Annotated in this window: 14 protein-coding genes and 1 tRNA gene; 4 read left to right on the top strand and 11 right to left on the bottom strand. The window is 69.6% G+C overall.

Translation table 11 applies throughout. The features are described from left to right. Positions 1-40: 40 nt before the first annotated feature. Positions 41-523 carry a MarR family transcriptional regulator gene (locus tag AB0F52_RS06255; RefSeq protein WP_360165116.1) on the bottom strand — a complete coding sequence of 161 codons (483 nt, stop codon included), beginning with the start codon at positions 521-523 and terminating at the stop codon, positions 41-43. 73 nt (positions 524-596) lie between these two features. Between AB0F52_RS06255 and AB0F52_RS06260 the strand changes: the two genes are divergently transcribed. After that, positions 597-1,790 carry an FAD-dependent monooxygenase gene (locus tag AB0F52_RS06260; protein WP_360165119.1) on the top strand — a complete coding sequence of 398 codons (1,194 nt, stop codon included), beginning with the start codon at positions 597-599 and terminating at the stop codon, positions 1,788-1,790. A gap of 36 nt (positions 1,791-1,826) precedes the next feature. On the opposite strand, the gene dcd is transcribed toward AB0F52_RS06260, so the two are convergent. Then, the gene (gene dcd, locus AB0F52_RS06265; RefSeq protein ID WP_093945941.1) at positions 1,827-2,408 is read right to left on the bottom strand and encodes a dCTP deaminase; all 582 of its coding nucleotides are present in this window, start codon (positions 2,406-2,408) and stop codon (positions 1,827-1,829) included. Positions 2,409-2,431: 23 nt separating this feature from the next. After that, on the bottom strand, positions 2,432-3,628 hold the full coding sequence (locus AB0F52_RS06270) for an oxygenase MpaB family protein (protein ID WP_360166578.1): 1,197 nt from the start codon (positions 3,626-3,628) through the stop codon (positions 2,432-2,434). 107 nt (positions 3,629-3,735) lie between these two features. Here AB0F52_RS06270 and AB0F52_RS06275 point away from each other — a divergent pair. Next, positions 3,736-3,806, top strand: a tRNA-Gly gene (locus tag AB0F52_RS06275). Positions 3,807-4,050: 244 nt separating this feature from the next. On the opposite strand, the gene AB0F52_RS06280 is transcribed toward AB0F52_RS06275, so the two are convergent. From AB0F52_RS06280 to AB0F52_RS06295, 4 genes are all read right to left on the bottom strand, one after another. Next, on the bottom strand, positions 4,051-5,442 hold the full coding sequence (locus AB0F52_RS06280; RefSeq protein WP_360165123.1) for a hypothetical protein: 1,392 nt from the start codon (positions 5,440-5,442) through the stop codon (positions 4,051-4,053). A 257-nt stretch (positions 5,443-5,699) separates the two neighbouring features. Beyond that, complete coding sequence (locus tag AB0F52_RS06285) at positions 5,700-6,896, bottom strand: sigma-70 family RNA polymerase sigma factor (RefSeq protein ID WP_360165126.1); 1,197 nt, start codon at positions 6,894-6,896, stop codon at positions 5,700-5,702. Continuing rightward, on the bottom strand, positions 6,893-7,243 hold the full coding sequence (locus AB0F52_RS06290) for a YciI family protein (protein ID WP_360165129.1): 351 nt from the start codon (positions 7,241-7,243) through the stop codon (positions 6,893-6,895). Before AB0F52_RS06290 ends, AB0F52_RS06285 begins: the two co-directional genes overlap by 4 nt. A 195-nt stretch (positions 7,244-7,438) precedes the next feature. Continuing rightward, positions 7,439-8,089 carry a hypothetical protein gene (locus AB0F52_RS06295; RefSeq protein WP_360165132.1) on the bottom strand — a complete coding sequence of 217 codons (651 nt, stop codon included), beginning with the start codon at positions 8,087-8,089 and terminating at the stop codon, positions 7,439-7,441. Between the two features lie 87 nt (positions 8,090-8,176). Here AB0F52_RS06295 and AB0F52_RS06300 point away from each other — a divergent pair, with 87 nt between their 5' ends. After that, entirely contained in the window at positions 8,177-8,554 is a 378-nt protein-coding gene (locus tag AB0F52_RS06300; protein WP_360165135.1) for a nitroreductase family deazaflavin-dependent oxidoreductase, read from the top strand. An 8-nt stretch (positions 8,555-8,562) separates the two neighbouring features. Continuing rightward, the gene (locus AB0F52_RS06305) at positions 8,563-9,099 is read left to right on the top strand and encodes a GNAT family protein (RefSeq protein ID WP_360165138.1); all 537 of its coding nucleotides are present in this window, start codon (positions 8,563-8,565) and stop codon (positions 9,097-9,099) included. Here AB0F52_RS06305 and AB0F52_RS06310 read toward each other — a convergent pair. From AB0F52_RS06310 to AB0F52_RS06325, 4 genes are all read right to left on the bottom strand, one after another. Continuing rightward, a complete protein-coding gene (locus tag AB0F52_RS06310; RefSeq protein ID WP_360165141.1) occupies positions 9,089-9,415 on the bottom strand; it encodes an MmcQ/YjbR family DNA-binding protein in 327 nt (108 codons plus the stop codon). The genes AB0F52_RS06305 and AB0F52_RS06310 overlap by 11 nt on opposite strands. 38 nt (positions 9,416-9,453) lie before the next feature. Then, positions 9,454-11,145 carry a bifunctional metallophosphatase/5'-nucleotidase gene (locus AB0F52_RS06315; protein ID WP_360165144.1) on the bottom strand — a complete coding sequence of 564 codons (1,692 nt, stop codon included), beginning with the start codon at positions 11,143-11,145 and terminating at the stop codon, positions 9,454-9,456. A 116-nt stretch (positions 11,146-11,261) separates the two neighbouring features. Further along, positions 11,262-12,041 carry an alpha/beta fold hydrolase gene (locus tag AB0F52_RS06320; protein WP_360165147.1) on the bottom strand — a complete coding sequence of 260 codons (780 nt, stop codon included), beginning with the start codon at positions 12,039-12,041 and terminating at the stop codon, positions 11,262-11,264. A 38-nt stretch (positions 12,042-12,079) separates the two neighbouring features. Beyond that, entirely contained in the window at positions 12,080-13,159 is a 1,080-nt protein-coding gene (locus AB0F52_RS06325) for a Gfo/Idh/MocA family oxidoreductase (protein WP_360165150.1), read from the bottom strand. Positions 13,160-13,217: the final 58 nt, after the last annotated feature.

Here is a 13,217-nt window from a genome sequence, read left to right on the forward strand (position 1 = left end):
TTGGGAGCGTGGCACGAGACCCGGTTTTACGCCTTCAAACTCACTCGTTCGTGGCTCCTGACGCGGAATCGGTCAGCTTCACCGTCGACTCGTGGGTGAGCGCGGTGGCGGCCTGGACGAACCCGATGACCGTCCGGAGCTCGTCGTCGGTGTAGCGGTCGCAGAGCTCGTACATGCCCTTGACGAGGTGATCCCACAGGTGCACCCCGCTCGCGATGGACTGCAGGTCCAGGGCGATGAGGATCTTGCGCCGGTCGTCCGGGTGCGGCTCGCGGTTGACGATGCCCTTGCGCTCCAGCCGGTCGATCATCGCCGTCACCGACGCGGGCGCGAGCCCCGACAGCCGCGCGAGGTCCTTCGGCGTCTGCGGCCCGAAGCGCGCGAGGTAGTCCAGGACCTTGCTCTCCACCGCCGACAGCCCCCGGGTCTCGGAGATCGCGGTGTGGAACATGACCGTCTCCGTCGACAGCTCCCGCGACCTGAGCAGGACTTCCTCGACGAGTTTCGTTCGCTCGCTTGACACGGCGACCAGCCTAGCCCACTCTTTAGTTCGACAGAACGAATTACTTTCTAAGACATTCGAGGGGTCGAACAACATGACACGGGCACTGATCATCGGGGGTGGCGTCGCGGGCACGATCACGGCCATCGCCCTGCACGAAGCCGGGCACGAGCCGCTGCTGTTCGAGGCGTACGACCGCGACTCCGAGGGCGTCGGGGCGTTCCTGACGCTGGCCGTCAACGGGCTGGACGCGCTGCTCCCGCTCGGCCTCAAGGACGTCGTCCGGAGCGCGGGCTTCGACTCGCCGCGGATGTCGATCGGGCTCGGCAACGGCACGCGGCTCGCCGAATTCCCCCTGGGCGGCGCCCTCCCGGACGGCACGGTGAGCCAGACCGTCCTGCGCTCCGACCTCTACGTGGCGTTGCGCGACGAGGCCGCGCGGCGCGGCATCCGCGTCGAATACGGCAAGCGTCTGATCGGCGCGAGCCAGACGAACACGCAGGTCAGCGCGGACTTCTCCGACGGCTCACACGCGCGAGGCGACCTCCTGATCGGCGCCGACGGCCTCCGCTCCCGCGTCCGCACGATCATCGACCCGGACGCGCCGTCACCGCGGTACGTCCCGCTGCTGAACACCGGCGGGTTCGCCGAAGGCCTGGACCTGCCCGACGAGCCGGGCGTGCTGAACATGGTGTTCGGCAAGCGCGTGTTCTTCTGCCACGTCGTCAGCACGGACGGCCGCGTCTGGTGGTTCGCGAACCCGGCCCGCAAGACCGAACCGGCCCCGTCCGAGCTGATCACGCTCGCCGGCGAAAAGCTGCGCGCCGAACTCCTGCAGCTGGTGGCCGGCGACCGGACACCGGCGGCCGAGATCATCCGGGCGACACGGGAGATCTACCCGGCCTGGCCGACGTACGACTTCCCGACGGTCCCGGTCTGGCACCGCGGCCGCATGGTGATCATCGGGGACGCGGCGCACGCGACGTCACCGGCGGCGGGCCAGGGCGCCTCGATGGCCATCGAAGACGCCGTCACGCTGGGCAAATGCCTCCGCGACGTGCCGGACGTCGAGCGCGCGCTGGCCACCTACGAGGGTCTGCGCCGCGAGCGCGTGGAGGCCGTGGTCGCGGCCGGCAAGCGCAACGGCGAGCAGAAGGTGATCGGCCCGGTCGGGCGGGTCGTCCGCGACTTCTTCATCAAGCGGGCGTTCGCGAAGCCGTTCAAGGAGGACCCGAACGCCTTCATGTGGAACCACCACATCGACTGGGACGAGAAAGTCGCTGCCTAGCGCCCGAGGTACTTCTCCCCGCCGAGGGCGAATCCACTACCGCCAGGTGTCGACGCGGTGGAAGTTCTTGTACGCCCGGCTCGGGGTCGGGCCGCGCTGCCCCTGGTAGCGGGACCCGGCTTCGCTGGAGCCGTACGGGTGCTCGGCCGAGCTGGACAGCCGGAAGATGCACAGCTGGCCGATCTTCATGCCGGGCCAGAGCGTGATCGGCAGGTTGGCGACGTTCGACAGCTCCAGGGTGATGTGCCCGGAGAAGCCGGGGTCGATGAACCCGGCGGTCGAGTGCGTGAGCAGCCCGAGGCGCCCGAGCGAGGACTTGCCCTCGAGCCGGCCGGCGAGGTCGTCGGCCAGGGCGACGAGCTCGAACGTCGAGCCGAGCACGAATTCGCCGGGGTGCAGCACGAAGGGCTCGTCGCCCTCCTTCTCGACCAGCGAGGTCAGCTCGTCCTGCTGCAGCTGCGGGTCGATGTGGGTGTACTTGCTGTTGTCGAAGACGCGGAAGAAGCGGTCGAGCCGGACGTCGATGCTGGACGGCTGGACCATGCCGGCATCGAAGGGGTCGATGCCGAGCCGGCCGGCGTCGAGCTCTTTGCGGAGGTCACGGTCACTGAGCAGCACGGCCCGAAGCCTATCCGGTGGGTTCAGGCGGCCCGCATGTGCTGCGCGTAGGTGGTGTCGGGCGCGAAGATCTTCTCGAGCCGCTTCACGTACCCGCGGCGCCCGGCCTGCCCGATCCGTTCCTGCAGCGCGGTGGCGCCGGGGATGAACCGCCGCACGGTCTCGGCGGCGAAGTTGACCCCCGCGACGGCGACGATCGCGGCCTGCGCGACGGGATCGTTCGGCAGCCCGAGGAAGTCGGCGTTGGTCTTCCCGAGCACGAGCCGGCTGATCGACGAGTGCACGGCGACGGAGACGTGCGAGAGCACCTTCCCGATGGCCCCGCGCCCCTCGCCGACGGCGGCGTTGGCCTCGATCAGCGCCTTGGCGAGCCGCTTCGAGTCGTCGTCCGGGATGAACTCGGTGGCGGCGAGCAGCCAGAGCAGCCGCCAGGCGTCCTCTTCGGAGGCGGGCAGCAGCTCGTCGTCGACACCCATGAGCCAGCCGATGTAGCGCCAGAGGTGCAGGATGTCGCCGCGTTCGCGAGCGGAGTAGCGGAGGCCGAGCAGCTGCGTGCCGAAGACGTAGACGAGCGAGAAAAGCAGCAGTGTCCCGGCGGTCTGCACCTGGTTGACGGGCCGGTCCCAGGCGGCGTAGTCCCAGTCGTCCCGCCGGTTCATGGCGGCGCGGACGTGGGCGTGCACGAGCCGGATCCGCAGCGCGGAGGCGTACCCTTTCTGGCCGTCCTCGAGGGCACCGGGCGTGGTGACGTCGATCCACCACGCGGCGGTCTCGACGAGCCTCCGGATGGCCTGGTATTCGATCTCCCCGGTCCCGACCAGCGACTTCGTGGCGCGCGACGCGAGGTAGCCGCCCATGAGCGACATGTCCCCGAGCGGGAAGAGCCCCAGCAACCCCGCCCGCGTGATGGCTTTCGCGCCCCGCTCGAGCCGTTCGTCATCGACCCAGTAGGGCTTGGCGTCGACCTGGTCGAAGAAGTCCTTGAGCGGCCCGGTCGCTTCGGCTCGGTTTGTCAGGGCTTCCTCGAAGAGCGCGCGCCCCTGCCCCTTGGGCTGCTGCGCCATCCAGGCGACGACGTCGTCCGCGAGCCGGTCCTGCACCTGGGCGAACTCCCGCAGACGCGCGACCTGCCGCTCGTCACCCCGGATGTCGCCCTCGATGAACAGCCGCTGGGCCAGCCGGAACCCGCCTTGCCGGAACAGCTCGGGCTCGTCCACCACGCTCACCTCCGCCAGTCGACAACAAGTGTTGTCACTTGACGCGCGCGAGTCAAGGAGGAGGGGCCTGGACAGGGGGATCACGATGCCGTGTATGCTGGCGACGCACTGCGGATGTAGTTCAATGGTAGAACATCAGCTTCCCAAGCTGAATACGCGGGTTCGATTCCCGTCATCCGCTCTCATAGAGAAGCCCCAGGTCACACGGTGTCTACTGTGGATCTGGGGCTTTCTCTATCTCCGGCTCTTCACTTCTCGCGTGCCATTAATGTGCCATTGGCCGACGGGAACCGGTTGCGAACAGGCCGAGGTCGGCCATGAGCTTGGTCCACCCCACCCGCTGGCCGAAGTTGGGTTGCGGACCGGCTTGCCGCTGCCGCTTCAAGCGGGAGATGCCGCCAGCCGGCCCGGCTCGGAGAGCACCGTCAACGGGGCGCCCCATCATCACCAGCAGCCGTATCGCGCGCTGCGACCACCAGCGCGAGCGCGACCGCCAAGCCAATGGTCGGAGCGACGGTCGCACCCAACACGGCACGGAACATGATCCCGCCGGGCGAGGCCAGCAGCACCAGCAAACTCAGCCCCGCCACGACCGCCCACAACGTCACCACTCGGCCGGTCTGCTTCCGCGCGACCAGCACCGCCACGGTCAGCATCGTGGCCGCCAACGCGATGCCCGACCAGCCCAGTCCGGCCATCGTCCACGCCGACACCGCGAACTTGTCCTTGTACAGCAGGTGGAACACCCACGGACCGGCCACATACGCCGCCGCCCCCACGGCCAAGCCGACAACCAGCGTTCCACCTGCACCCAGGGCGGCAAACCGCCGCAGCCGGCGCGTCCCGTCCGGCTGGTGCAACACGCGCACGACCGTCGGTACCGCCAGCGTCTGGATCGGGGCCAACACCAGCAGCAGCGGAGACCGCAGCAGCGACACCGCCAGGAACAACCCACCCAGCGCGTCTTCGCTCCCGCGCGGTGCCACCAGTTTGACCACCGCCGGGTAGCCGGTCAGCACACTCGCGGTCAACGCGGCACTGACGATCAGGCCCAGCATGCGCCGCCACAGCGCGCCCCACGGCTCGCTCGACCGACTCGGCTCGACCAAGCCGCGTGTCCGGAGCGCGAACGGCAGCCAGGCGCATGAGCCGGCCGCCACTGCGACCGCAATCCAAGTCAGCCCGCTGACACCGGCGACGACGAACCCGACGAACGGCAACAGCCTCGCCGCGGCCTCAGCCAGCAAGATCGCCGAGTAGCGCCCGTTCTGCCCGGCTCCGATGAACAGGCCCCGTATCGCGTAGAGCGCAGGGAACGCCACGATCCCGCAGCCGGCGACCAGCGCCAGCTCCCGATGCTGGTCGAACAGCTGCGCATTCACCGCCGGCACCGCCAGCACCGCGGCCACCGCGATCGCAACGGTTTGCGTCACCGCGAAGGTCCGGGCAACACTCAAGTCCGGCTTGTGTCCCCGCGCCGAGGCCACCGCAGTCTGCCGCGACAACTCCTGCTCCACCGGCGACAGGGCGCTGCCCACCCCCATCAGCAGCCCCCAGAACCCCAGGAAAACAGCGTTCTCAACCGCGGTGAGGTGCCTGCCCGCCAGCAGGAGCAGCGCATAGCCCATCGCCGATGTCGTGAGAACCGTAATACCGAGGCCGCCGACCGCGCTCGCGCGGGACCGCCGCCGACCGTCGCCTGAAGAAACACCTCCGTCCAAGCTGTCACTGGGCGCTAAGCGCGCCGTGTCGCCCAGTCGGTCTCGCCGCACCACGAACCCCTCGACCTTGCGTTCAGCCTTCGTCGCTGCGGTCAACCTCATGATCTTAGGAGAGCACCCGCGGCGACGAGCACCCCGGGAACCCGCGCATGCCGGCGCTCGATCGGCGCAACAACGACGCCGCAAACCGCGCGGCCCAGCGCACGACGGCTTCACCCTCATCGGCGTGGCCCGACGTCATCGAGCGAAAGCTGCCCGGCAAGAGCCACTTTCTTTGGAGCAGGGGATGGGTTTCCAAACTGAATACGCGGGTTCGATTCCCGTCATCCGCGCTCACCGAAACCCCGGGCCTTCTACCCGGGGTTTTCGCTTTCCATTCTGGCCCGCAGTTGCGCCGCGTGGGCAGCGGGCAATCCGGTTTCCTCCGCGCGATCCAACGCCTCGAAGGCCGACGCGGAACCCAAGCGGTGCAACAACTCCGCCCGCGACGCGTGCCACCACGGGTAGTCGTCCAATTCCGCCAAGGCGTCCACCAGCTCCAATGCCGAGGCCGGCCCGTCGCGTTCCGCCACCGCGGCCGCCCGGTTCAAGCGGATCACCGGGGTGTCCTGGACCGACAACAACACGTCGTACCAGGAAATCACCGCGTTCCAGTTCGTCTCTTCGTAAGATGGCGCCAGGTCGTGGCACGCGGCGACGGCCGCCTGGACCACGTACGCGTTCGGCACCGATGGTGTCCGGCGCAAGCCTCGGGCGACCAGCTCGACGCCTTCCTTGATCAACGATGTGTCCCACGACGAACGGTCCTGCGCGGAAAGCAACACCGGCACGCCCGACGAGAACCGCGCGGGACGGCGGGCGTCCTGCAGCAGCACCAAAGCCAGCAGCCCCAACGCCGTCGGCTCGTCCGGCATCAGGGAAACCAGCAGGCGCGCCAGCCGCACGCCCTCCGCGAGCAGCGAAACGCGGCCCGTGTAGCCCTCGTTGAAGATCAGGTACACCGTCGACGCCACGCCGGCCAGCCGGGCCGGCAGCTCCTCCGCCGACGGGACCCGGTACGGGATCCGCGCCTGAGCGATCTTCTGCTTCGCGCGCATCAGCCGCTTCGCCATGGTCGCTTCGGGGACCAGCAAGCCCCGGGCGACCTCCGCCGTCGACAAACCGCCCAAGGTCCGAAGCGCCAAAGCCACCTGGGCGTCCAGGGACAACGCGGGGTGGCAGCACGTGAAGACCAGCCGCAGCAGGTCGTCGCGGACCACCAGTGGGTCGGGGTACGGGTCGATGTCGGGCATCGCGACGGCCTCCTTCCCCTGGCGCTTCGCCTCGCGGCGGACCACGTCCACCGCCCGGCGGCGGGCCGCGACCAGCAGCCAGCCGCGCGGATTTTCCGGGACGCCGTCGCGCGGCCACGTCTCCAGCGCGCGCACGACGGCGTCCTGGACCGCGTCTTCGGCCAGGTCGACGCTGCCGGTGACGCGGACCAGCGTGGCCAGTACCCGGGTGCCCTCCTCCCGGACCAGCCGCGCGACCGCGTCCCCGGCGCCGGTCACTTGCCGAAGTCGACGACCGGCCGGACCTCGATCGCGCCGTCCCAGGCACCCGGGATCCGCGCGGCGACCTTGACCGCTTCGTCGAGGTCGGCGCATTCGAGCAGGTAGAAGCCGGTGAGGGCTTCCTTCGTCTCCGCGTACGGGCCGTCGCTGGTGACGAGGTCGCCACCCTTGCCGCCGGTGACGCGGACCGTGGTCGCGGTCGCCGTGGGGTACAGGGCCGCGCCGCCGCGGATCACCGCGCGCGCCCCCTCCCCGAACTCGTCGTAGTCCTTCATCATGTCCGTGGCCTCGGGCGTGGTCGGGTCGACGTCGGAGGCGTAGATGATCGCGGCGTACTTGGGCATGAGGTGCTCCTCGCAGGTCCTGGCCGGCGCCGGTCGCCGGTTCTCACTGTAAGGACGAACGGGCGAAGCCGCGCCGGGACACTTGTCGCGAAGAAATTCCGGCGGGCGGGGTGAACGCATGGGAGAGCCCGCGCTGTTCGGTCCGGACTTCGATCGCGATCCCACGCGCGGGCTCTTCCACCTACCGGTCGAGCTCTAACCTTCGACGAGTTCCCAGTCGGCGTCCGGCGTCGCGCGGTCGTACACCTGGCCCGGCGCGGCCTTGAGCACGCTGCGCACGTCCGGGTACAGGTTCGCCACGTGCTCCAGCTCCAGGCCCTCGACCTCGAAGTCTTCCGCCTCCGGGACCTCGAAGCCGACGAACAACCACGTGCCGTCCTGCTCGCGGACGACCTGGCGGACCGCGCGCACCGGCTGCTGCGGGCCGGTCGGGATCTCGGTGAGGCCGCTGCTGATCTGGGCTTCGTCGTCCGGCGAGCCCTCGTACTTCCAGGCCGCGCGACGCTGGGCGAGCAGCCGGACGTCCTCGTCCTCGTCGTCGGAACCCGTCACCGACGAGAGCAGCCACGTGCGGCGCTCCGGGTCCCAGTCGGCGGCCATCCCGGTCGGCAGATCCGCCAGCGCGGCCAGCTGCGGCAGCAGTTCGACGGCTTCGCGCAGCGACATCTTGCCGAAGCTCTCGCGGTTTACCAGCACGTCGTCGGACAGCTCGGTGCCGTCGCTGATGAACCAGTCGTCCTCGTCGTCCAGCACGACGAAGCCCAGCTCGTCGGGGTCGTTCACCAGGGCCAGCGCGATGATGACCGGCCCTTCCGGGTCTTGGCGCAGCGGCCATGCGGTCGACATGCGCCATATCCCACCATCGGTGCGGGGCGCCCGGGGAGCCGGGGTCACCCGATCGGTTAATTCATCATTTGTTGATATCATGGTGTCATGGTGCTGCCCAAGGGACTCGCCCGCTTCAACCGCGTGGTGACCAACCGGATCAACAAGTACTTCGTGAACTGGGCGCCGGGCTTCGGCTTGCTCGTCCACAAAGGGCGAAAGTCCGGCCGGGAGTACCGGACCCCCCTGAACGTCTTCCGCACCGCCGACGGCTTCGTCGTCGCTCTGACCTACGGCCCGGACACCGACTGGGTGAAGAACGTGCTGGCCGCGGAGAGTTGCACCATCATCACCCAGCGGAAAAATCACCGCGTGCACTCGCCCGAGCTCGTGCATGATGAGTCACGCCGAGCGATGCCGACGCCCGTGCGCCAGTTCCTCGGCCTGCTGAACGTCCACGACTTCCTGCTGCTGAAGCGGGACTAGGGGGAGAAGTGCTGCTCGAGGGGGAGCTCGTCCGGCTGCGTGCGCTCGAACCGGAGGACGCGGACAAGATCCACGGCTGGGTGCACGACCCCGAGGTCGGCCGCTGGATGGTCAACGACTACCCGCGCTCGCACGCCCAGATCCGCAAGCACTGCGAAGAGCGTCCGGTCAACAAGTACGAACTGGTCGTGCTCGGCATCGCGACGAAGGCCGACGGCAAGCTGATCGGCATCGTCGACCTCCGTGATGCCGTGCCCGAGGTCGGGAACGCCGAGCTGGACATCTACATCGGTGACGCGGAACACCGCAACGGCGGCGGCTACGGCACCGAAGCCCTGCGCTTGATGTGCCGCTACGGCTTCAACGCCATGCGACTGCACATGATCACGCTCTGGGTGGTCGCCGAGAACGAACGTGCCCGGCACGTCTACCGCAAGGTCGGGTTCTCCGAGGACGGCCGGCACCGCGAGGCGTTCGTCGGCCTCGACGGCGAGCGCCACGACATGATCCTGATGAGCATGCTGAAGGGCGAGCTCACCTGGTGAGCCGCTTGGGCGCCTTCAGCCGCCACGCCTCTTCGAGCAGCTCGCGCAGCTGATCGACGTCCACGCGGTCCAGGTCGACGATGATCGAGCCGTACCCGTCGTAATGCGGGGTCGTGAAGAAGGCCGCGTCGCCGGAATCCAGCAACGCGGCCTTCTCGTCGTGGCCGCACAGCACCACCAGGCCGCCTTCGGCCTCGGTGCGCAGCCGCGCGAACCCCTTGTCCGCCACCTTCAGCGCGGGCGTGCGGTACCACGTCGACGCCTCCACCTCCGGCAGGCCGGAGGCGAGGCGCACGACGTCTTCCCAGGTCGTCATGGGTCCATTGTCGACCCGGTGTCTTGGAGAAACGGGAACTACGGCAGGCGGGTGATCCGGTCCGCCGCGGGCGGGGCCAGGTTGGGGTGCGCACCCAGGTAGGCGACCAGGGCGTCGAGGTCCACCGGGCCACCCGACAGGTTCGTGCCCTTGGTGAACTCGGTGAAGCCGTCCCCGCCTGCGGCGAGGAAGTTGTTCACCGACACGCGGAACGTCGCCGCCGGGTCGACCGGCGTGCCGTTGACCGTGATGTTCGAGACCCGCGAGCCGATCGGCGCGGACGCCGAGTAGCTGTAGTGCAGCGAGCTCGAGATCTGCAGGATCTTCGTGCCGGCCGCGGTCCACTGCTGTTCCAGCACGTTCTTCAGGTTCGCGCCGGTCAGTGTGATCGTCTGCATGATGTTCGAGAACGGCTGGACGGTGAACGCCTCGCCGTAGGTCACCACACCGTCACCCTCGCCGTTCGCGGACGACTTGTACGTCAGGTCGGCGCGGATGCCACCCGGGTTCGTGATCGCGATGACCGGGTTGTTCGACTGCGTGCCCGCGAGCTGCGCGTCGGCGATGACGTCGCCGAGCGGAGACTCACCGGCCGCGTTGCCCGCCGCCGGCAGGTCGGCGGTGATGGTGCCGACCTGCTCGTTCGCGATCGGCGCCGACTTGGTCTTCGCGTCGGCGACCAGCGCGGCCACGGCCGGGTCCGGCGTGACCGTGCGGGTGACGATCTCGTTGAACGCCTTGGTCTGCGAGCGCACGACGTCCCGGGTCTTGCGGCTGATCTTCAGGTCCACCACCGACAGCAGCCGGCCGAAGGACGAGCCCTGGATGACCGGCCGCGGCTGACCGGCCGGGTCGTTGATCACGCAGTTGTACTGCTGGTGGCTGTGCCCGGTGAAGAAGGCGTCGACCTTCGGCGTCACCGCGGCCGCGATGGCGGCGGCCGGGCCGGGGCGCAGCTTGCAGTCGTTCGGGCCCTCGACCTCGGTGCCGTCGCCCTGGTGCATCAGCACGACCTGGGCCTTGACGCCGAGGAAGTCGAGCAGGTTCGCGGTCCGGTTGATCGCCTCGACCTCGTCACCGAACTTCAGGCCCTTGATGGCCTCCGGCGTGACGACGGACGGCAGGTCCTTCAGCGTGGCGCCGATGACGCCGATCGGCACGCCGCCTTCGAACTTCACGGTGAACGGCAGCAGCGCGGGCAGGCCGTTGGTGAAGTACACATTGGACCCGATGAAGGGGAAGTTCGCACCCTTGAAGGTCTTCTCGAACTGGCAACCATCGGTCGGGTGACAGCCGCCGAACTGCATGCGCTGCAGCTCCTTGTAGCCCTCGTCGAACTCGTGGTTGCCGACGACGGACGCGCCGACGCCCAGCATGTTCAGGAAGTCGATGGTCGGCTCGTCGTGGAACAGCGCCGACGTCAGCGGCGACGCGCCGATGTTGTCCCCGGCGGACACGACGAACGAGTTGGCCACCTGCGCCCGCAGCTGCTTCACGTGCGTGGCCAGGTAGGCGGCCCCACCGGCGTCCACAGTGGTCCCGTCCGACTGCACCACGCGGCCGCTGGAGCCGGACGGCGGCTCCAGGTTCCCGTGCAGGTCGTTGAACCCGATGATCCGGACGTCGGTGGTGGAATCCGGGCGCTGGCCCGCGGACGCGGGTGCGGTGGTCACCGCCGTGGTCGCCAGCGCGGCCGCGGCGAACACCGCGAGCCGGGTCGAAAGCCTCATGAGTGTTCTTCCTCCGATTCGCGCCCCGGGTCCCCGAACGGGCGCACGGCGGAGGATTCTGCCTCGCGGAGCAGTCACCTACCAGGGTCAAAAGACGGACGTAAAGCGAATGTCACCTAACGGCTTCCCTCGAGCAGCACCCGCGCCACGAGGTCCGGGTCGTCGTTCATCGGCACGTGCCCGCAGCCCGGCAACAGCCGAAAGACTCCGTGTGGCGCGACTTTCCGCAGGTCGGCGACGCGTGGCCGGGCCAGGATCCGGTCACGTTCGGCCCAGGCGATGGTCACCGGGACACCGGTGACCGGGCCGGTGAAGCGGAAGTCGCCTCGGGACTGCGCGGCGGTGGGCTCGAAGCCCGGCGCGGTGGCGAGCGCGTGCGCGTCCTCGACCACGGTGTCGGGGGTCTGCAGCTCGGGCCGTCCGACGATCATCCCGGTCAGCGCGCGCCGCCCGGACGCGCTCGCGGCGATCCGGCGCACGACGTGCGGCGGCGTGCGCTGCGCCAGGGCGCGGTGGGCCTTGAGCGTGGCGATCGCGTACATCTTCTGGGTCCGGTTCCACAACCCGGCCGGCGACAAGGCCGTGACGCTGCGGACCAGCCCGGCCTGCCCCAGGGCCAGCGACAGCAGGCCGCCGAGCGAGTTGCCGGCGACGTGCGGCCGGTCGAGCCCGAGGTCGGTGAAGAGCTCCTTGAACATCACCAGCGCGGGCTCGATGCCGTACCCGCCGGACGGCTCGGGCGACTCGCCGAAGCCGGGCAGGTCGACGGCGATGACGTCACGATGGGCCGTGAGCAGCGGGAACACCGGCGCCCACGCCTGGCGGCGGTGGCCGATGCCGTGGATCAGCACCAGTGGCTCGCCCCGGCCCGCACGGTCGTAGACAACGTCGTCCATGACCCGAGGGTAGCGGAATCTGCAACCACCGGTAACAGTTACTTTGCGTCCGGTTCGATCCGGGTGCCGCTGTCCGCCGACCGCTGGACGGCGTCGAGCACGCGGTGCACCCGCAGGGCGTGCGCGAAGTCCGGCAGGTCGCCCTTGAGGTGCCGGGCGTACGCGTGCGCCACGTTGTACGACGGCTCGGCGCTGCGGCCGGCCAGCTGCGGCAGCTCGTACCGCGCGGGCACGGTGAGCTTCTCCAGCGTGCCCGTCCGGCTGCCGCGCAGCGTCAGCTTCGCGATCCAGAACAGCGGGTCCGCGGCCTCGACGACCAGCGTGCCCTCGGTGCCGTTGATCTCCCAGTGGAAGTCCGTGGCCGGCGACGTCCCGCCACGCAGGTGCAGCGACGCGACCGCGCCGCCGGTCAGCACGCCGGTGACGGCGATCTGGTCCGGCGCGGTCATCTCGACGGACTCGCCGGTGACCTCGTCGCGCACCCGCGGCCGGACCGTCGCCAGCGTCGCCGAGAGCTCGGCGAAGCCGCCGAGGACCATGGCCAGCGCGTCGACGGTGTGCGCGAACGGGATGGTCAGCATCGTCGCCCCGCCCGCGGGGTGGAGCTGGTAGTCGCGGCCGGCCCGCACGCTCGGGCCCCAATTCGCGCCCGAAGCGATCAGCGACGTCGAGAGCACGCGGCCGACGTAGCCGTCCTTGATGAGGTCGCGCAGGTAGCGCAACGCCGGCGCGGACCGGCCCTGGAGGCCGACCGCGGTCGTTTTGTCCCGGGCGGCCTCGGCCAGCGCCTCGGTTTCGGCGAGGCTGACGCCCAGCGGCCACTCGCTCAGCACCTGCTTGCCCGCGGCGAGCGCGGGCTCGATGAGCGCCCGGTGCTGCGGCACCTTCACAGCGACCACGACGAGGTCGACCTCCGGGTGCCGGGCGAGCTCCCCGGCGTCGCCGAAGGTCAGCGGCACGCCGTACTTCTCGCCGGCCACCCGCGCCGAGTCGGCGCTGCTGCCGGCGAGCGCGCGGAGTTCGTAGCCGTCCACCGCGGCCAGCGCGGGCACGTGCGCGGTCGCGGCCCAGCCGCCGTTCGCGCTGAGCCCGACGATGCCGACCCGGAGCGGTGCCATGAGCGTTCCTTTCGGTTGCCTGCATAGAGCCCGACGTGCCGAGCGTCGTGCGCATTCC

The organism is Amycolatopsis sp. NPDC024027 (assembly GCF_040638975.1).
Classification (GTDB): Bacteria; Actinomycetota; Actinomycetes; order Mycobacteriales; family Pseudonocardiaceae; genus Amycolatopsis.

What these genes read in the sequence shown, in the direction of transcription:
- AB0F52_RS06260 (WP_360165119.1), top strand. Translation starts at nt 597, where the DNA reads ATGACACGGGCACTGATCATCGGGGGTGGCGTCGCGGGCACGATCACG.
- AB0F52_RS06310 (WP_360165141.1), bottom strand. Translation starts at nt 9,415, where the DNA reads ATGACGACCTGGGAAGACGTCGTGCGCCTCGCCTCCGGCCTGCCGGAG.
- AB0F52_RS06315 (WP_360165144.1), bottom strand. Translation starts at nt 11,145, where the DNA reads ATGAGGCTTTCGACCCGGCTCGCGGTGTTCGCCGCGGCCGCGCTGGCG.
- AB0F52_RS06300 (WP_360165135.1), top strand. Translation starts at nt 8,177, where the DNA reads ATGGTGCTGCCCAAGGGACTCGCCCGCTTCAACCGCGTGGTGACCAAC.
- AB0F52_RS06325 (WP_360165150.1), bottom strand. Translation starts at nt 13,159, where the DNA reads ATGGCACCGCTCCGGGTCGGCATCGTCGGGCTCAGCGCGAACGGCGGC.
- AB0F52_RS06295 (WP_360165132.1), bottom strand. Translation starts at nt 8,089, where the DNA reads ATGTCGACCGCATGGCCGCTGCGCCAAGACCCGGAAGGGCCGGTCATC.
- AB0F52_RS06320 (WP_360165147.1), bottom strand. Translation starts at nt 12,041, where the DNA reads ATGGACGACGTTGTCTACGACCGTGCGGGCCGGGGCGAGCCACTGGTG.
- AB0F52_RS06290 (WP_360165129.1), bottom strand. Translation starts at nt 7,243, where the DNA reads ATGCCCAAGTACGCCGCGATCATCTACGCCTCCGACGTCGACCCGACC.